Annotated in this window: 17 protein-coding genes; 10 read left to right on the top strand and 7 right to left on the bottom strand. The window is 68.4% G+C overall.

Annotated features, from left to right (window positions below; genetic code table 11):
• The first annotated feature begins 5 nt into the window (after positions 1–5).
• Positions 6–635: a zinc ABC transporter ATP-binding protein AztA gene (aztA, locus tag ACOWU6_RS04360; RefSeq protein ID WP_421074841.1), complete on the top strand. Its 630-nt coding sequence runs from the start codon at positions 6–8 to the stop codon at positions 633–635.
• 58 nt (positions 636–693) lie between these two features.
• Here the strand turns inward: aztA and ACOWU6_RS04355 are convergent, their stop codons facing one another.
• The 7 genes from ACOWU6_RS04355 to dnaA form a co-directional block, all read right to left on the bottom strand.
• Positions 694–1,098 carry a DUF3566 domain-containing protein gene (locus tag ACOWU6_RS04355; RefSeq protein ID WP_271172522.1) on the bottom strand — a complete coding sequence of 135 codons (405 nt, stop codon included), beginning with the start codon at positions 1,096–1,098 and terminating at the stop codon, positions 694–696.
• Entirely contained in the window at positions 1,095–3,659 is a 2,565-nt protein-coding gene (gene gyrA, locus ACOWU6_RS04350) for a DNA gyrase subunit A (RefSeq protein ID WP_282978353.1), read from the bottom strand. The genes ACOWU6_RS04355 and gyrA overlap by 4 nt, the downstream gene beginning before the upstream one ends.
• Positions 3,660–3,757: 98 nt before the next feature.
• Positions 3,758–5,830, bottom strand: coding sequence for a DNA topoisomerase (ATP-hydrolyzing) subunit B (gene gyrB, locus ACOWU6_RS04345; protein ID WP_282978355.1), 2,073 nt, complete (start codon positions 5,828–5,830; stop codon positions 3,758–3,760).
• A 122-nt stretch (positions 5,831–5,952) separates the two neighbouring features.
• Positions 5,953–6,438 (bottom strand): DUF721 domain-containing protein, encoded by a 486-nt coding sequence (locus tag ACOWU6_RS04340; protein WP_421074840.1) that lies wholly within the window; start codon positions 6,436–6,438, stop codon positions 5,953–5,955.
• Entirely contained in the window at positions 6,431–7,615 is a 1,185-nt protein-coding gene (gene recF / locus ACOWU6_RS04335; RefSeq protein ID WP_421074839.1) for a DNA replication/repair protein RecF, read from the bottom strand. The genes ACOWU6_RS04340 and recF overlap by 8 nt, the downstream gene beginning before the upstream one ends.
• 115 nt (positions 7,616–7,730) lie before the next feature.
• Positions 7,731–8,876 (bottom strand): DNA polymerase III subunit beta, encoded by a 1,146-nt coding sequence (gene dnaN, locus ACOWU6_RS04330; RefSeq protein ID WP_271172527.1) that lies wholly within the window; start codon positions 8,874–8,876, stop codon positions 7,731–7,733.
• Positions 8,877–9,391: 515 nt separating this feature from the next.
• Positions 9,392–10,792: a chromosomal replication initiator protein DnaA gene (gene dnaA / locus ACOWU6_RS04325; RefSeq protein WP_282978359.1), complete on the bottom strand. Its 1,401-nt coding sequence runs from the start codon at positions 10,790–10,792 to the stop codon at positions 9,392–9,394.
• Positions 10,793–11,050: 258 nt separating this feature from the next.
• Here dnaA and rpmH point away from each other — a divergent pair, with 258 nt between their 5' ends.
• From rpmH to ACOWU6_RS04280, 9 genes are all read left to right on the top strand, one after another.
• Complete coding sequence (gene rpmH, locus ACOWU6_RS04320) at positions 11,051–11,188, top strand: 50S ribosomal protein L34 (RefSeq protein ID WP_156242570.1); 138 nt, start codon at positions 11,051–11,053, stop codon at positions 11,186–11,188.
• Positions 11,189–11,204: 16 nt separating this feature from the next.
• Complete coding sequence (gene rnpA, locus ACOWU6_RS04315; protein ID WP_271172529.1) at positions 11,205–11,543, top strand: ribonuclease P protein component; 339 nt, start codon at positions 11,205–11,207, stop codon at positions 11,541–11,543.
• A complete protein-coding gene (yidD, locus tag ACOWU6_RS04310) occupies positions 11,540–11,890 on the top strand; it encodes a membrane protein insertion efficiency factor YidD (RefSeq protein WP_271172530.1) in 351 nt (116 codons plus the stop codon). Before rnpA ends, yidD begins: the two co-directional genes overlap by 4 nt.
• Before the next feature lie 5 nt (positions 11,891–11,895).
• On the top strand, positions 11,896–12,927 hold the full coding sequence (yidC, locus tag ACOWU6_RS04305) for a membrane protein insertase YidC (protein WP_282978364.1): 1,032 nt from the start codon (positions 11,896–11,898) through the stop codon (positions 12,925–12,927).
• 40 nt (positions 12,928–12,967) lie between these two features.
• Positions 12,968–13,462 (top strand): protein jag, encoded by a 495-nt coding sequence (locus ACOWU6_RS04300; RefSeq protein WP_324013303.1) that lies wholly within the window; start codon positions 12,968–12,970, stop codon positions 13,460–13,462.
• Entirely contained in the window at positions 13,462–14,109 is a 648-nt protein-coding gene (gene rsmG / locus ACOWU6_RS04295) for a 16S rRNA (guanine(527)-N(7))-methyltransferase RsmG (RefSeq protein ID WP_271172533.1), read from the top strand. The genes ACOWU6_RS04300 and rsmG overlap by 1 nt, the downstream gene beginning before the upstream one ends.
• Before the next feature lie 77 nt (positions 14,110–14,186).
• Positions 14,187–15,002 carry a class I SAM-dependent methyltransferase gene (locus ACOWU6_RS04290; protein WP_421074838.1) on the top strand — a complete coding sequence of 272 codons (816 nt, stop codon included), beginning with the start codon at positions 14,187–14,189 and terminating at the stop codon, positions 15,000–15,002.
• 1,247 nt (positions 15,003–16,249) lie between these two features.
• Complete coding sequence (locus ACOWU6_RS04285; RefSeq protein WP_271172535.1) at positions 16,250–17,176, top strand: ParA family protein; 927 nt, start codon at positions 16,250–16,252, stop codon at positions 17,174–17,176.
• Positions 17,176–18,189 carry a ParB/RepB/Spo0J family partition protein gene (locus ACOWU6_RS04280; RefSeq protein ID WP_421074837.1) on the top strand — a complete coding sequence of 338 codons (1,014 nt, stop codon included), beginning with the start codon at positions 17,176–17,178 and terminating at the stop codon, positions 18,187–18,189. The genes ACOWU6_RS04285 and ACOWU6_RS04280 overlap by 1 nt, the downstream gene beginning before the upstream one ends.
• The last annotated feature ends 9 nt before the right edge of the window (positions 18,190–18,198 follow it).

The raw sequence follows: 18,198 nt of genomic DNA, 5'->3' as shown, positions 1-18,198 counted from the left end.
GCGGGATGCGCTCCCACCGCCCCGCCCTGCTCGCCCATTCGCTGTGCTTCGCCTACGGAGCAGAGGATGCCGTGCACGACATCTCCATGCATCTCGCCTTCGGCGAGGTGACGGCGATCGCGGGCGCCAACGGCTCGGGGAAGTCGACCCTCGTCGAGCTGCTCGCCGGCGTGCGCACGCCGCGGTCAGGTCGTGTCTCTCGAGACGGCGACGTCGCCCTCGTGGTGCAGCGCCCCGAGGCACCAGACACCCTGCCCGTGACGGTGCGCGAGACGGTCGCGATGGGCACCTGGGCGCGCGGGACCCGTCGTCGCCGAGCGGATGGCCGGCGAGCCGTGGCCGACGCGATCGCGCGCGTCGAGCTCACGGGGCTCGAGGAGCGCCCCCTCTCCAGCCTTTCCGGAGGGCAGCGTCAGCGCGCCCTGCTCGCGCAGGGGATCGTGCGTCGCCCGGCCATCCTGCTCCTCGACGAGCCCGCCGCCGGGCTCGACGCGCGCAGCCGCGACCGCACCCGCGCCATCCTGCGCGAGGAGGCCGCGCGCGGAGCGGCGGTCGCCTGCGTGACGCACGACGAGACGTCGATCACGGCGGCCGACCGGGTCATCCGGCTCCAAGCGGGACGCGTGGTCGCCTGAGGCGAACGCGAAAGGGCCGGGCATCCTCGGATGCCCGGCCCTTCCCGCGTGAGGCGAGTCAGTTCGAGGTGAAGCCCACGAGCAGACCGCCCGTGATCTTCACGGCGAGGTTGTAGATCCCCGCCACGACCGCGCCCAGCACGGTCACGACGATGAGGTTGAGGATGGCCACCACCGCGGCGAACGCCATCACCTGCGGCAGCCCGACGAACGCGGACAGCGTCAGCTCGCCGTCGGAGAACGCCGCCATGAGCTCATCGGCCTGGGCGATGAGGCCCGTCGTCTGCACGACCATGTAGATGAGGAAGAACGTCACGATCGTCACGACGGCGAGCGCCACCGCGGCGAGGAAGGACAGCTTCACGGCCGACCAGAAGTCGACGTACACCAGGCGCAGACGCACCTGCTTCGCGCTGGTCTTGTGCGCCTGCTTCTTGGCGAGCTTGTCCGCTACTGTGCTCATGCGTCAGTGGTTCCTTCGGGGGTCTCGGATCCCGGGGCCGCCTCGTCGGCGTCTTCCCCGCTCTCGTCGCTCAGCCCGCGTTCGGTGTTTCGGGCGATCGCGAGGATGCGGTCGTTCTTGTCGGGCCGCGCGAAGACGACACCCATCGTGTCGCGGCCCTTCGCAGGTACCTCGGCCACGGCAGAGCGTACCACCTTGCCCTTTTCGAGAACCACGAGAACCTCGTCATCCTCCTGGACGATGAGGCCGCCGGCCAGCACGCCGCGGTCGTCGTTGAGCTTGGCGACCTTGATGCCGAGACCGCCGCGGCCCTGGACCCGGTACTCCTCGATCGCGGTGCGCTTGGCGTAGCCGCCGTCGGTCACGACGAACACGTACGAGCCGGGCGCCGCCACCGATGCCGACAGCAGGTCGTCGCCCTCGCGGAACGACATGCCCTTCACGCCGCTCGTCGAGCGGCCCATCGGACGCAGCGCGTCGTCGGTCGCCGAGAACCGCAGCGACATGCCGTGGTGGCTGATGAGGAGGATGTCGTCGTCCGCGTTCACCGTGAGCGCGCTGACGAGCTCGTCGCCGTCGCGCAGGTTGATCGCGATGATGCCGCCCTGGCGGTTCGAGTCGTACTCCGTGAGCCGCGTCTTCTTCACGAGGCCCGAGCGCGTCGCGAGCACGAGGTACTCGGCGTCGTCGTACGACTTCAGCTCGATCACCTGGGCGATCTGCTCGTCGGGCTGCAGCGCGAGCAGGTTCGCCACGTGCAGGCCCTTCGCGTCGCGGCCGGCTTCGGGAACCTCGTAGGTCTTGGTCCGGTAGACGCGGCCCTTCGTCGTGAAGAAGAGGAGCCAGTGGTGGGTCGTCGTGACGAAGAAGTGCTCCACGACGTCGTCGGCGCGCAGCTGCGCGCCCTTCACGCCCTTGCCGCCGCGACGCTGGGAGCGGTAGTTGTCGCTGCGCGTGCGCTTGATGTAGCCCTCGCGCGTGATCGTGACGACCATCTCCTCCTCGGCGATGAGGTCCTCGATCGACACGTCGCCGTCGAAGCCGTGGAGGATGTGGGTGCGGCGCTCGTCGCCGAAGCGGTCGACGATCTCGGTGAGCTCCTCGCGGATGATCACGCGCTGACGGCCCTCGTCGGCGATGATCGCCTTGTAGTCCTCGATCTGCGCCTCGAGCTCGGCGGCCTCGTCGATGATCTTCTGGCGCTCGAGGGCGGCCAGGCGGCGCAGCTGCATCTGCAGGATGGCGTCGGCCTGGATGTCGTCGATCTCGAGGAGCGCCTTGAGGCCCTCGCGCGCCTCGTCGACCGTCGGGGAGCGGCGGATGAGCGCGATCACCTCGTCGAGGGCGTCGAGCGCCTTGAGGTACGCGCGCAGGATGTGCATGCGCTCCTCGGCCTTGCGGAGGCGGAACTCCGTGCGGCGGACGATGACGTCGAGCTGGTGGGCGATCCAGTAGTGCACGAAGCCGTCGAGCGGGAGCGTGCGCGGCACGCCGTCGACGATCGCGAGCATGTTCGCGCCGAAGTTCGTCTGCAGCTCGGTGTGCTTGTAGAGGTTGTTCAGCACGACCTTCGCGACCGCGTCGCGCTTGAGCACGATCACGAGACGCTGGCCCGTGCGGCCCGAGGTCTCGTCGCGGATATCGGCGATCCCGGTGACCTTGCCCTCGCGGGCGAGCTCGCCGATCTTCACGGCGAGGTTGTCGGGGTTCACCTGGTACGGGAGCTCGGTGATCACGAGGCACGTGCGGCCCTGGATCTCCTCGATCTCGACGACCGCGCGCATCGTGATCGACCCGCGCCCCGTGCGGTACGCCTCGTGGATGCCCTTCGTGCCGAGGATCTGCGCACCGGTCGGGAAGTCCGGGCCGGGGATCCGCTGCATGAGGCCGCCGAGCAGCTCCTCGCGCGGCAGGTCGGGGTTCTCGAGGGCCCACAGGGCGCCGTCGGCGACCTCGCGCAGGTTGTGCGGGGGGATGTTCGTCGCCATGCCGACCGCGATGCCGACCGAGCCGTTGACGAGGAGGTTCGGGAAGCGCGCCGGGAGGACCGACGGCTCCTGGGTCTCGCCGTCGTAGTTGTCCTGGAAGTCGACGGTCTCCTGCTCGATGTCGCGCACCATCTCGAGCGCGAGCGGGGCCATCTTCGTCTCGGTGTATCGGGGCGCAGCCGCGCCCTGGTTTCCGGGCGACCCGAAGTTGCCCTGTCCCTGCGCCAGCGGGTACCGCAGCGACCAGGGCTGCACGAGGCGCACGAGGGCGTCGTAGATCGCCGTGTCGCCGTGCGGGTGGTACTGACCCATCACCTCGCCGACCACGCGGGCGCACTTCGAGAACTTCTTGTCGGGCCGGTAGCCGCCGTCGTACATCGCGTACACAACGCGGCGGTGCACGGGCTTGAGGCCGTCGCGCACATCCGGAAGGGCACGCCCCACGATCACGCTCATCGCGTAGTCGAGGTAGCTGCGCTGCATCTCCGACTGCAGGTCGACCTGGTCGATGCGGCCGTGGTTGTGGGCCGCCGTGAGGTCGGGGCGCTGCTCGTCGTTGCTCTCGTCAGTCATGGTCTCTCAGTTTCGGATCAGTTCGTGAGGTCGGCGTGCGACGTCTCGACTCGCTTCGCTCGCTCGACGACCGGGTGGCGTCTCGCTCGCCGGAGTCGTCAGATGTCCAGGAACCTCACGTCCTTCGCGTTGCGCTGGATGAAGCTCCGGCGGGACTCGACGTCCTCGCCCATGAGCACCGAGAAGATCTCGTCGGCCGCGGCGGCGTCGTCGATGGTCACCTGACGCAGCGTGCGCGTCTCGGGGTTCATCGTCGTGTCCCACAGCTCCGAGTCGTTCATCTCGCCGAGACCCTTGTAGCGCTGGATGCCCGCGTCCTTCGGGAGGCGCTTGCCGGCGGCCGCGCCCTCCTTGAGGAGCGCGTCGCGCTCGCGGTCGCTGTAGACGTACTCGTGCGGCGCGTTCGACCACTTGAGGCGGTAGAGCGGCGGCATCGCGAGGTACACGAAGCCGGCCTCGACGAGCCCGCGCATGTAGCGGAACAGCAGCGTCAGCAGGAGCGTCGTGATGTGCTGGCCGTCGACGTCGGCATCCGTCATCAGCACGATCTTGTGGTAGCGCGCCTTCTCGATGTCGAACTCGGGCCCGATGCCCGTGCCGAACGCCTGGATCATCGCCTGGACTTCCTTGTTGCCCAGCGCCTTGTCGATGCGCGCCCGCTCGACGTTGAGGATCTTGCCGCGCAGGGCGAGGATCGCCTGCGTGTGCGGGTCGCGGCCGCCCACGGCCGAGCCGCCTGCGGAGTCTCCCTCGACGAGGAAGATCTCGCTGATCGACGGGTCCTTCGACGTGCAGTCCTTGAGCTTGTCGGGCATCGCGGCCGACTCGAACACGCTCTTGCGCCGCGCCGTCTCGCGCGCCTTGCGCGCGGCCATCCGCGCCGTCGCCGCGTCGATCGCCTTGCGGATGATGTTCTTCGCCTGCGCGGGATTCCGCTCGAACCAGTCGGCGAGCTGGTCGTTCACGACCTTCTGCACGAAGGCCTTGGCCTCGGTGTTGCCGAGCTTCGTCTTCGTCTGGCCCTCGAACTGCGGCTCGGAGAGCTTCACGGAGATGACGGCGGTCAGCCCCTCGCGGACGTCGTCGCCCGTGAGGTTGTCGTCCTTCTCCTTGATGATGTTGTTCGCACGCGCGTACCGGTTGACGAGAGAGGTGAGCGCCGCGCGGAAGCCCTCCTCGTGGGTGCCGCCCTCGTGCGTGTTGATCATGTTCGCGTACGTGAAGACGTTCTCGGTGTAGCTCGTCGTCCACTGCATGGCGATCTCGACGGCCATCCGGCCATCGCCCTGCTCCGACTCGAGCACGACGATCTCCTCGTTCACGCGCTCGGCCTTGCGCACCTTGTTCAGGTACTCGACGTAGTCGACGAGGCCGCGCTCGTAGTGGAAGACGTTGTGGCGCTTGACGATCTCGGTCGAGCCGTCCTCGGCCTCGACCTCCTCCGCCGACGACTCGCGCTCGTCCGACAGCTCGATGCGCAGGCCCTTGTTGAGGAACGCCGTCTGCTGGAAGCGGGTGCGGAGCGTCTCGTAGTCGAACTCGACGCCCTCGACGAAGATCTCCGCGTCGGGCCAGAACGTGATGCTCGTGCCCGTCTCCTCGGTGGCCTCGCCCTGCTCGATCGGCGCGATCGGCACGCCGCCGCCCGAGAACGACTGGCGCCAGACGTAGCCGTCGCGCTTGACCACCGCGTCGAGGCGGGTCGAGAGCGCGTTGACGACTGACGAACCGACGCCGTGCAGGCCGCCGGAGACCGCGTAGCCGCCGCCGCCGAACTTGCCGCCCGCGTGCAGCACGGTGAGGACCACCTCGAGCGTCGACTTGCCCTCGGTCTTGTGCATCGCGACGGGGATGCCGCGCCCGTTGTCGACGACCCGCACACCGCCATCCGCGAGCAGCGTCACGACGATCGTGTCGCAGTAGCCCGCGAGCGCCTCATCGACCGAGTTGTCGACGATCTCGTAGACGAGATGGTGCAGACCGCGCGGACCGGTCGACCCGATGTACATGCCCGGGCGCTTGCGCACGGCCTCGAGGCCCTCGAGGACCTGGATCGCATCGGCGCCGTACTCGTTCTGCACCTTGCGGGGGCCCGATGCGGCGTCGCCCCTCTCGTCTGCCCGACCGTCGTCGATCGGCTCGGACTCGTTCTGAGGGGTTTCGCTCGTCATAGGAAGAAGTGCTCCACATCTGTGATCGGCAGCCTTCCGAGTCTATCGTCCCGAGCGCTCGGCCGCGGCCGTCACCGCCCGTCTCACGCGAGAAAAACAGGCAGCCTACGATCCGACCCGTGCTAGCCGTAGGTATCGCGCGGGCCGCGCCCTGGAACGCGCCTGATGCCGTGATTCCAGGAGGGCACGTCGGGCCCGAAGAAGCGGATGTCGGTGACGCCCGCCTCGGGGTACAGCTGCACGACCCGCGTGAGGAAGTGCGCGCGCATGAGATGCATCTGCTTGCTGCGCGGCGTCGAGTCGCACCGCACGACGACGACGCCGTTCGAGAAGGTCTCGATCCGGGAGTGCGCGGCGTTGTCGGGCCCGGCGATCTCCTCCCAGTTCAGCGCGAGGTCCTCGCGCTGGAGGTGCGGCTCCCATCCGCTCGATCGGGTGAGCACGTCGAGCGCCTCTCCCAGCGGCTTCGGGTCGCGCCCCGGCGCGAACGGCGCGTTCTCATCGTCGTCGTCGATGATCCGTCGCTTCTTGCGATACCTCTTGCTGGGCTCGAGCCCGCGCAGCCGCAGGTACGTCGCGATCGTCTCGGGGACCTCGGGCTCAGCCATCCGAGGGCTCCGGAGAGAGCGGATGGTCCGCGAGCGGCCCGAGGACGGCTCCGGCCTCGATGCGCACCGCGTTCGCACGCAGCGGCTCGGGCACGTCCGCGGCGACGGCCGCGGTGACGAGCACCTGCTCGAAGTCGGCGACCACGTCGGCGAGGCGCCGGCGGCGGTCGGCATCGAGCTCGGCGAACACGTCGTCGAGGATGAGGATGGGGTCGCCGCCCTGAGACTCTGCGCGCAGCAACTCGGCCGACGCGAGACGCAGGGCGAGCGCGACCGACCACGACTCGCCGTGCGACGCGTAGCCCTTCACGGGGAGGCCGCGAACCGTGAGCAGGAGGTCGTCGCGATGCGGACCGACGAGGGTCAGCCCGCGGTCGAGCTCCCGCGCGCGGCGCGCCGCGAGCGCGGACCGGAAGAGCTCCTCGGTCGAGCCCTCGTCCGCGCCGGCGGGCAGCTCATCCCCCTCCTCGGGATCCGCGCCGCGGACGGAGAGCACCCAGCTGAGCTCGGGGCGATGGTCCTCGCCCGCCACCCCCGCGTAGGCCGCGGCGACGGGCTCGGCGAGATCCTGCGCGAGGCGCACGCGCGCGTCGATGAGCTGCGAGCCCAGCGCCACGAGCTTGTCATCCCACACGTCGAGCGTCGACAGCTGCGCCCCCTTGAGACCGCGCGCCCGCGCGGACTTCAGCAGCGCGGTGCGCTGCCGCAGGGTCCGCTCGTAGTCGGCGATGACGCCGGCCATGCGCGGCGTGCGCTGGATGAGCAGCTGGTCGGCGAAACGACGACGCTGCGAGGGGTCGCCGCGCACGATCTGCAGGTCCTCGGGGGCGAAGAGCACGGCCTGCGCGTAGCGCGGCAGCTCGGAGGTGCGCACGGGAGAGCCGCTCACGCGCGCGCGGTTCGACCCCTGCTTGTTGATCTGGAGCTCGAGGGTCACGCGACGGGCGCCGTGCGCGAGACGCGCGCGGACGAACGCCGCGTCCTTCCCCTCGCGCACGAGCGGGGCATCCGACGACACCCGGTGCGAGCCGAGCGTCGCGAGATACGCGATCGCCTCGGCGAGATTGGTCTTGCCCTGGCCGTTCCGCCCGACGAGGACATTCGGCCCCGGCTGCAGGGCGAGCTCGGCCTCTGCGTAGTTGCGGAAGTCGACGAGGCTGAGGTGCTCGACGATCATGTCCTCGACCTCCTTCCGGGATGCGCGGAGGCGATCCAGGACGTCGTGTCGCGACGTTTCGTCTCGCTCCGCTCGCTCAACGACCGATCAGCGGCGCGCGGCCCGCGCCCGGGTCCTACCTCAGCAGCAGGTTCGGCTGGAGCAGGTACTTGAACGAGTCCTGACCCGCCTGATCGACCGACGTCTGGCTCGTGATGAGGATCGGGCTCAGCTTGTTCGCGTTGTCGCTCGACGTGAACGTCACCCGCACGAACTCGCTCTTCACCGCGCCGAGCGCCTCGAGCAGGTACTGCGGGTTGAGCCCGAGGGTGACCTCGTCGCCGCCCGTGAGGTGCGCGTCGACCGACTCGGACGCGCGGGCCTGGTCGCCGCCCGAGGCGTCCATCGTGACCTGCGAGGTCGAGAACGTGAAGCGCAGCGGCGCCGAGCGGTCGAGCACGAGCGACACGCGGCGCACGGCCTCCGCGAGGTCGGCGGTGCTCACCACCGCGTAGTGCTCGGTCTGCGCGGGGAACAGACGGCGGACCGGCGGGAAGTTGCCCTTGATGAGCAGCGACGTCACCGTCTTGTTGCCGGCCGTGAAGGCGATGATCTCGCGGTCGCCCGAGCCGGAGAACGCGATCGAGATGTTGCCGCCGTGGGAGAAGGTCTTGCCGACCTCCTGCAGCGTGCGCGCCGGCACGAGCGCCGTCGCCTCCTGCTGGCTGCCGTCCCACGGGATGTCGCGGAGCGCGACGCGGTACCGGTCCGTGGCGACGAGGCTCAGGCCCGTGCCCGAGACCTCGAGCTGCACGCCGGTGAGGACGGGGGTCACGTCATCGCGCGACGCGGCGAACGCGACCTGCGAGATCGCGGTCGCGAAGTCGTCGCCGGGAACGAGGCCCGACTCGCCCGTGACCTCCGGGATCGCGGGGTATTCCTCAACCGGCATCGACGCGAGGGCGAAGCTCGCGGAGCCGCACGTCAGCGCGATGTTGCCGTCGTCCTCGGTCGAGATCTGGATCGGCTGGTTCGGCAGGCGGCTCGCGATGTCGGAGAGCAGTCGGCCGTGCACGAGGATCGTGCCCGGCTCGTCGACCGTGGCCTCGATCGTCGTGCGCGCCGACGCCTCGTAGTCGAACGCAGAGAGGGCGAGGCTGCCGTCGCCGTTCGCCTCGATGAGCACGCCCGCCAGGATCGGCTGAGGGTTGCGCTGCGGCAGCAGCTTGACGACGAATGAGACGGCCTCGCTGAAGACGTCGCGGTTCACGTGGAACTTCACGTGTCGCTCCCCTCGGAATCACAACAACGGGCGCTCTTGGCCCACGGGTCTCCCATGCTAGTGCCCCGCGTTCGACCGTCCGTCGAGAAGGTCATCGGAGGCCCTTTCAGACAAGAGATCTCTTAACCGTGTTAACCGCTGTGGACAGTGTGGATAACTCTGTGGATGCGAGGCGGGAGTAGGGAACGACATGTGTGTGACTTGTGGAGGAGCTGCGGACGCGTCGTGGACGGCTCGGATGGCCGCCGAGCCGCTGTCACAGGCGGTTCCACACATCCGTGGCGTGTCCTCCACACCGTCCGAGGCGTGTCTCCCCAGTTATCCACAGGAGTTTTCACATGGGGAGAACTTGTTATAGGGGGTCGACGCGCCCTGCGTCAAGAGCGCGTTCAGGCATACGTCACGCGGCGTACAGGTGACGGAAAGCGCATGTCCCGATCGAGGCCGTATTGTCCGGCAGACGCCGGCGAGGGCCCGGAACGCGTGGTTCCGAGCCCTCGTGCGGGAAGGACGGGTCAGCGCCGCCCGAGCTGCGTGGTGATCTCCTGCACCTGGTTGTAGACCGAGCGCTTCTCCTTCATGAGCTCGTTGATCTTGCGGTACGCGTACATCACGGTCGTGTGGTCGCGTCCTCCGAAGAGCTGCCCGATCTTGGGGAGCGAGAGGCTCGTGCGCTCGCGGCAGAGGTACATGGCGATCTGACGGGCCTGCGCGACGGACTGAGCGCGGCTCGAGCCGTGCAGATCGTCGGCGGTGAGCTTGAAGTAGCCGGCGGTCACGCTGATGATGTCGTTCGGCGACACGACGGTGTCCTCGGACTGGTCGACGATGTCGCGCAGCACGGTCTGGGCGAGCTCGAGGGAGACGGGCGACCTGTTGAGGCTCGCGAACGCCGAGACGCGGATGAGGGCGCCCTCGAGCTCGCGGATGTTCGTGGAGACGTTCGAGGCGATGTACTCGATCACGTCGTCGGGGATGTCGAGGCGCTCGGCCTGCCCCTTCTTCCGCAGGATCGCGACGCGCGTCTCGAGATCGGGTGCCTGGACATCCGTGATGAGGCCCCATTCGAAGCGGCTGCGCATGCGGTCCTCGAAGCCCGTGAGGAGCTTGGGCGCGACGTCGCTCGTGATGACCACCTGCTTGTCGTGGTCATGCAGCGTGTTGAAGGTGTGGAAGAACGTCTCCTGCGTCTCTGCCTTGCCCTGCAGGAACTGGATGTCGTCGATCAGCAGGATGTCGACCTCGCGGTACCGCGCGTTGAAGGCGGCGCCGCGGTTGTTCGCGATCGAGTTGATGAAGTCGTTCGTGAACTCCTCGCTCGAGACGTAGCGCACGCGGACGCCCGGATAGAGGTTGAGCGCGTAGTCGCCGATCGCGTGGAGGAGGTGCGTCTTGCCCAGGCCCGAGTCGCCGTAGATGAAGAGCGGGTTGTACGCCTTGGCCGGTGCCTCGGCGACGGCGACGGCCGCGGCGTGCGCGAACCTGTTCGACTGGCCGATGACGAAGTTGTCGAAGGTGTACTTCGGGTTGAGGCGGGTGTCCTCCCGCGACCTGCTCTGCGGCGGCGCCGCCGCGGACGTCGATGCGACAGGGCGCTGCGGAGCCTCCACGGGGACCGGCGGCGCGGGCGCGTCGAAGGACGCCTCGGTGAGCTCGGGATTCACCGACACGCGGAACGACTTGGCGTCGGCGCCGATGCGCTCGAGCGCCTCCATGATCGGCTCGCGCATGCGCTTGTTGATCTGGGCGGCCGTCAGATCGTTCGGCACGTCGATGTAGAGGGTGCCCCCCATGACGCCCTGAGGGACGGCGAGACTCAGGTATCCCTCGAGAAGAGGAGTGATCCGATCGTCGCTGGCCAGCTCCGCCAGCACCGTGCGCCAGACGGGGACGTCCGGGATCTCGTGCGCGCTCATGGCCTCCCCTAGCCTGTGGATAACTTCGTGACACGCTAGTGGATGGATGGCGAACGGCAAACTCCGTCTTGGCGCGCGCTCGCGTGTTCCTGCGGGCGCGGATCCGACACTGTGGAGATACTGTCAGGTTGTCCGCCTCATTTGCAGGATCGCCCTCGGTCGGCGTACTCTAAATCGGTTGACTTATGCCCTTCCGGGCTCCACCAACTCTCGTCTCCGGTCACATGATTCCGGTGACCATCCCTCCGGAGTGATTCCATGAGCAAGCGCACTTTCCAGCCCAACAACCGTCGTCGTGCCAAGAAGCACGGCTTCCGCGCTCGTATGCGCACCCGCGCCGGCCGCGCCATCCTCGCCGCACGTCGCGGCAAGGGTCGCGTCGAGCTCTCGGCGTAATCCCGACGACGAGTCCGTGCTCGCGAGGCCGCATCGCCTGGTCCTCGGCGCCGACTATCGCAAGGTCGTGCGTCGAGGCTCTCGATGCGCCGGTGCGTCGACCGTGACGCACGTCGTGCACTCCTTCGAGGAGCGCGCGCCGCGGTTCGGATTCATCGTCAGCAAGGCCGTCGGCAACGCCGTCACGCGGAACACCGTACGCCGCCGCCTCAAGGCGGTGTGCGCGGAGGCGCTTCCGGACGTGCGACCGGGGGCCGATGTCGTCATCCGCGCCCTGCCCTCGGCGGCCGACGCCACCTTCCAGGAGCTCCGCTCCGAGGTGACGCGCTGCCTCGCGCGCAAGGCGGCGGCATGAGCGTGCTGCCCGCGTCGGCCACAGGGTCGGCGCGGTTTCGCGTATCCGACGCCGTTCGGGCGCTCCCGCTGCTGCCGCGCAACGCCGGCCTCGTGCTCCTGCACGGATATCGCGCGACGATCTCGCACCTCTACGGCGACGTCTGCAAGTACTACCCGTCCTGCTCCGCATATGCGGTGACGGCCGTGCAGCAGCACGGTCTCGTGAAAGGATCGGGACTGGCGGCGATGCGCATCGCCCGGTGCCACCCGTGGGCCGCGGGCGGCGAAGACGACGTGACGCCGCACCCGCGCTTCCGCTACGACCTCACCCGTCACGGCTTCGTCGTGCCGCTACGAAAGGACTGACCTCCGTGGACTTCCTCGGAATCATCCTCTGGCCCATCCGCTGGGTCATCGAAATGATCCTCGTCGGCTGGCACGCCGTCCTGACCTTCTTCGGCATGCCGGTGGACGGCGGACTCACCTGGGTCCTCTCGATCGCCGGCGTCGTCGTCATCGTGCGCACGGCTCTGATCCCGCTCTTCGTGAAGCAGATCAAGAGCCAGCGCAAGATGATGGAAATCGCTCCTGAGATGAAGAAGATCCAGGAGAAGTACCGGGGCAAGCGCGATCAGCTCTCTCGCGAGGCGATGAGCCGCGAGACCATGGCGCTGTACAAGAAGCACGGCACGACGCCGGTGTCGAGCTGCCTGCCTCTGCTCGTGCAGATGCCGGTCTTCTTCTCGCTGTACTACACGCTGTACGACATCAAGGCGCACGCGGCCGCGAACAAGGGCGGCGTCGGCCTGCTGTCGCCGGAGCTCACTCAGCAGTTCAACGACGCGAAGCTCTTCGACATCGCGCCGCTGAGCGAGACGCTCGTCGACGCCATCCAGTACCGCCCCGACGGCTGGGTCGGCACCACGATCATCCTCGTGATCATGGTCGCCCTGATGATCGCGACGCAGTTCTTCACGCAGCTGCAGATCGTCTCGAAGAACCTCTCGCCCGAGGCCAAGACCGGCCAGGCGTACCAGATGCAGCGCATCATGCTCTACATCATCCCGTTCGCGATGATCTTCTCGGGCGTCTTCTTCCCGCTCGGCGTCGTCTCGTACTGGTTCTTCAACAACCTCTGGACGATGTGCCAGCAGTTCCTCGTGATCCGCGAGCTCCCGACGCCCGGCTCGGATGCCGCGAAGGAGCGCGAGGCGCGTCTCGCCCGCAAGGGCAAGGCGATCAACAGTCAGGGCAAGGTCGTCACGATGGCCGAGTACGAGGCCGAGCAGCAGGAGCTGCTGCGCAAGGCCGAGGAGGCCCGCGCGAAGCAGCCCAAGCGCCAGCAGCCCATGAGCGCGAAGCGCGCGAAGAAGCAGCAGCGACCCGACGGCGCGTCGAGCTGACGCCCCCTCCGCCCGCACCGGCCACACGAGAATGGACGCCATGAACACGCAGCCCGCCACCGCGGCCGACGCCCCCACCGAGGCGGACCTCGAGCGCGAGGGCGATGTCGCCGCCGACTTCCTCGAGGGCCTTCTCGACATCGCCGACATCGACGGCGACCTCACGCTCGACGTGCGCCAGGGGCGCGCGTACGTGTCGGTCGAGTCGGACGACGCGTCGCTGCGCGTGATCTCGCACCCGGACACCGTGCAGGCTCTGCAGGAGCTCACCCGGCTCGCGGTGCAGAGCGAGACCGGCGCCTTCTCGCGGCTCATCCTGGACATCGGCGGCTCGCGCGACGTCCGCCGTCGACAGCTCGAGACGCTCGTCGACGCGGCCGTCGCGAAGCTCGAGGAGGGGGCCACGCAGGCGTCCCTTCCGTCGATGTCGTCGTACGAGCGCAAGCTCGTGCACGACATCGCTGCGGACCGCGGTCTCGTCTCGGAGTCGTACGGCGAGGGACCCGACCGCCACACGGTCATCCGCCGCGGCTGATGGTCTCCTCCCCCGCCGGCCTCGAGGCCGAGCCCGCCGAGGCGGCCGCGCTCTTCGGAGATCGGATCGATCTGGCGCGCACGTACACGCAGGCACTCGCCGAGCACGGCGAGGAGCGCGGGCTGATCGGCCCCCTCGAGGTTCCGCGCCTGTGGTCGCGCCACATCCTCAACTCCGCCGTGACGGCGCCCCTCTTCCCCGAGGGCGGACGCGTCGGCGACGTGGGGTCGGGTGCCGGCCTGCCGGGGCTTGTGCTCGCGATCGCGCGGCCGGACGTGCAGTGGGTGCTCATCGAGCCGATGGAGCGTCGCACGACCTGGCTCAACGAGCAGGTCGCGGCGCTCGGCCTCGACAACGTCGTGGTCGAACGCGCACGCGCCGAAGAGGCGGGGCGCTGGGAGGGTGTGCTCGACGCCGTCACCGCACGCGCGGTGTCGGCGCTGAGGACGCTCATCCCCTGGACTGCTCCGCTCGTGCGCGACGGCGGAGAGCTGATCCTCCTCAAGGGGCAGAGCGCTCCGAACGAGATCGATGCCGCGGCGAAGGCCATCCGGAAGTACAAGCTCTCGGATGTCCGCGTCGAGATGGTCGGCGAGGGCACGATCTCAGAGCCCACGCGGGTCGTGCGCGCTCTCGTCCGCGCGTAATTGCCTGCTGATCTGGGATTCCCTTCGTCGTACGACCGGTGATGGTTCCGTGCGCCGCCTCTCGGTAGCCTCGGAGCATGGATCAACGCGAGCGCGACGAACGCATCCGCGCGTACTACGGGGAGCATTTCTACGAGGGCGAGCGCCTGTCCTCGCGATCGGCGGCGGGTCGACTCGAGTTCCTCCGTGTTCAGTCGCTGGTCCGCGCCCGGCTGCAGCCCGCGTCGACCGTGCTGGACGTCGGCGGGGCGACCGGCACGCATGCGCGCTGGCTGGTTGCCGACGGGCATGCCGTGACCCTGGTCGATCCGGTGCCTGCCCAGGTCGACGTCGCTGCCCGCATCCCCGGGGTGAGGGCTCTGGTCGGGGATGCACGTTCTCTGGAAGACGTCGACGCGAGCGCGGACGCGGTGATCATGCTCGGGCCGCTCTACCACCTGCAGGATCGGGCCGATCGGCTGCGCGCGTTGGCTGAGGCGCTCCGCGTCCTGCGCCCGGGTGGAGTCGTGTTCGCGGGAGCGATCTCTCGCCTCTCTGCACTGACCAAGACGGTGCTGGCTCGTGGATTTCGCGATCTGCCCGCGGATGAGGTGCGCGTGCTGCTCGAGAACGGAACCACGGCGGGATCGCTGGAGCCCGCCGCGGGGCGCTTTCCGGGTGGTCATCATCACACGGCTGCGGAGCTCTCCCACGAGCTTTCGGAGGCCGGCTTCGTGGACGTGGAGGTCGTGGGGCTGGAAGGTCCCGGCGGGATGGGTCTCGAGCTGATGGCGCCGGACGAGGAGGTGGTCGCGGCCGGAGAGGTGCTTGCGAAGCGCCTGGAGGCGAGTCCGTACGGCCCGGACCTGTCGACGCACCTTCTCGGCATCGGGTCACGACCGCACGAGGTGTGAGTTGCTGCGCACGCGGCGTGGTCCTGGGTGCAGATGAGTTTCACGTGAAACCCATGCGGGAGTGGCTGGATCGGTTGCGTGTGGGCACCGGGTTCGTGTGGCGTTTCACGTGAAACGCCGCGACCCTCGCGGCTCGCATCGCTGCTTCGCGGGATTGCTCCTGGATGCGTGGCCGGCCACACTCTCGGACGATGACGATGCGGAGTGACGGGCGGCGGGAGTGGCCGCGCGCGACATCGATGAATCTGGATCTTCCGGTTCACCGCGAGTACGCGCCCGGATGGGACGATCACGAGGATCGGAACGCATTTGCGTCTCGACCGGCGCAGTGGACCCGGGCGTACCGGCGCTCGCCCGCACGCGCACACCACTCGGCACTGAAGACGAGGAGATGACGCGTTTCACGTGAAACATTGCAGAGCGCGGCGACCGCGGTCGCGGCCAGCGGGTGTCGCGCGAGCTGTCGCGTCCATGCCGTCCTAAGGCGCGTTTGTCCGGAGGAGATGGCGCGTTGTGAGGATCGCGAGGGGTTTCACGTGAAACGGAGCCATGTTACTCCGCGTGGGCACCTTGAAGACGGAAGCGACACCTCGGACTCAGCAGCGTGAGCGATCTGGAAGAGCGACGAGACGTCGATGGGGAAGCGCGCTCGGTCGTGGGGCGCTGCCCGTCCGTTCCCGGGCCGCACTCGCGCTCTGCAGGAATCTCGCTCGTCAGATCCAGTGCAGCTCGGTTGTCTCCGTGATTCGACGCGGGATGTTCCTCGATGCCTTCTGCCCGTCGGTCTCCTCCGCCCTAGCCGCGTTCGGCTCTCCGGTCGCCCTGCATCGACTCCGCAGATGCGGTTGGGTAAACCGTTGGCTCGAGACCAGCCCGGTCGAGACGTTTCACGTGAAACACCAGGGACGGCCGACCGCTTCGGACCGCAACTTCGAGCGGCGCCCGAGCTCGCCGCTCTGCAACACCCCGTGCCACCCCGCGCCCATCTTTATTGCATGGGCTCGATGGCTCGTGCCGCCGCTCTGAGGTTCGAGTGCGGCGTTGCTGCGCGCGATGTTTCACGTGAAACGCTGCGGGCCGCGGCGCGCGAACCGGACCGGTCGTACGGCGGACGCCGCGATCGACGTGACGTTTCACGTGAAACATCCGGTCGGCGCGAACACCCAGCCCCTACCTGGGTGCCCCTGCAGGCGTGGCGCGGTATCGCCCGTTAGAGTGGAGAGCGTCTGCTCGCGGCGAAGGGATGAGTGTTTCACGTGAAACAGTCCGGCAACATCACGGAGCCTGACGACAGTCCGATCGCGCGGGAGCTGGCCGACCTCACAGCCCGTCGCCGCGCGCTTGCGGACGTCGAGGTGTCGTTCACCGGCCCCACTCGAATCATGACGATCTCGAACCAGAAGGGCGGGGTCGGCAAGACCACGACGACAGTGAACATCGCTGCCGCGATCGCCTCGCTGGGTGGTCGTGTTCTCGTGATCGACCTCGATCCGCAGGGGAACGCGTCGACGGCGCTCGGTGTCCCCCACAACGCCGAGAGCCCGAGCATCTACGACGTCCTGATCGACGACGTTCCGCTGAAGGATGTCGTCCAGCAGAGCCCTGAGGGCGAGACGCTGGTGTGCGCACCGAGCAACATCCACCTCGCCGGCGCCGAGATCGAGCTGGTGACGCAGGTCGCCCGTGAGCAGCGGCTGAAGACCGCGCTGGCGGAGTACCTCGAGGATCGCGAGGAGCGTCTCGACTTCGTCCTGATCGACTGCCCTCCCTCGCTCGGGCTCCTCACGATCAACGCATTCACGGCAGCGACCGAGGTGTTCCTTCCGATTCAGTGCGAGTACTACGCGCTCGAGGGACTGAGCCAGCTCCTCGGGAACGTGAAGATGATCCAGAAGCACCTCAATCCGCGCCTGCGTCTGTCGACCATCCTTCTCACCATGTTCGACGCGCGCACGCGTCTGTCTCAGCAGGTCGCCGACGAGGTGCGAGGGCACTTCACGGGCGAGGTGCTCGACACCGTCATTCCGCGCTCCGTGCGCGTCTCCGAGGCACCGAGCTTCGGGCAGACGGTCATCACATACGACGGCAACTCCGCAGGTGCGATCGCGTACCGCGAGGCCGCGCTCGAGATCGTGCGACGCGGAAGCGCGGACGCGAAGGAAGGGGAATCCTGATGGCGAAACGTACTGGCCTGGGTCGCGGCATCGGAGCGCTCATTCCGACCTCGGAGCTGAGCGACGAGCGTCCCGTCGATGTCTTCTTCCCGTCGTCGACGAAGAGCAAGGGCTCGAGCGCCGGCGAGACCGCGCCGCGGAAGCGCGCGTCGAAAGAGGAGGCCTCCCCCACGTCGGGCGAAGAGCTCGTCGAGGTCCCGGGCGCGCGCCTCGTGCACATCGACCCGAAGGCGATCGTCCCCAACCCGCGTCAGCCGCGCACGAACTTCGACCCCGACGATCTCGCCGAGCTCGTCCACAGCGTGAAGGAGTTCGGCGTCCTGCAGCCGGTCGTCGTGCGCGACAAGGGCGACGGGACGTACGAGCTCATCATGGGCGAGCGCCGAACGCGAGCGTCGCGAGAGGCCGGACTGACCGAGATCCCGGCGATCATCCGCGACACGGCGGATGAGGACCTCCTGCGCGACGCTCTGCTGGAGAACCTCCACCGGTCGCAGCTGAATCCGCTCGAAGAGGCGTCCGCGTACCAGCAGCTCCTCGAGGACTTCGGGATCACACAGGAGAAGCTCGCGACTCGGATCGGACGCTCGCGCCCCCAGATCAGCAACACCATCCGTCTCCTCCGGCTGCCGGTGCCCGTGCAGCAGCGAGTGGCGGCGGGCGTGCTCAGCGCCGGCCACGCGCGCGCCATCCTCTCCCTCGAGACTGAGGAGCAGATGCAGCAGCTCGCGGACAAGATCGTCAACGAGGATCTGTCGGTCCGGGCTGCCGAGGCCGCGGCCAAGCAGATCGCGGCGGCCGGCACCGCAGCTCCCCAGCGCACGCCTCGCCCTCAGGGTGGAGCGCGGCGCGCCTACCTCGATGAAGTGGCGACGCGACTCGGCGACCGGCTGAGCACAAAGGTCCGGATCAAGCTGACGGCGAGAAAAGGCCAGGTCACGATCGATTTCGCTTCGATCCAGGACCTCAACCGGATGCTCGAGGAGATCGGCGAGACCGCTTACGGCGAGTGAGGGCGGCGG

This window comes from Microbacterium sp. SA156 (assembly GCF_049065455.1).
GTDB classification, from domain to species: domain Bacteria; phylum Actinomycetota; class Actinomycetes; order Actinomycetales; family Microbacteriaceae; genus Microbacterium; species Microbacterium barkeri.
The sequence above is the reverse complement of the archived record's forward strand: the minus strand, read 5'-3'. Positions and strand labels throughout refer to the sequence as shown.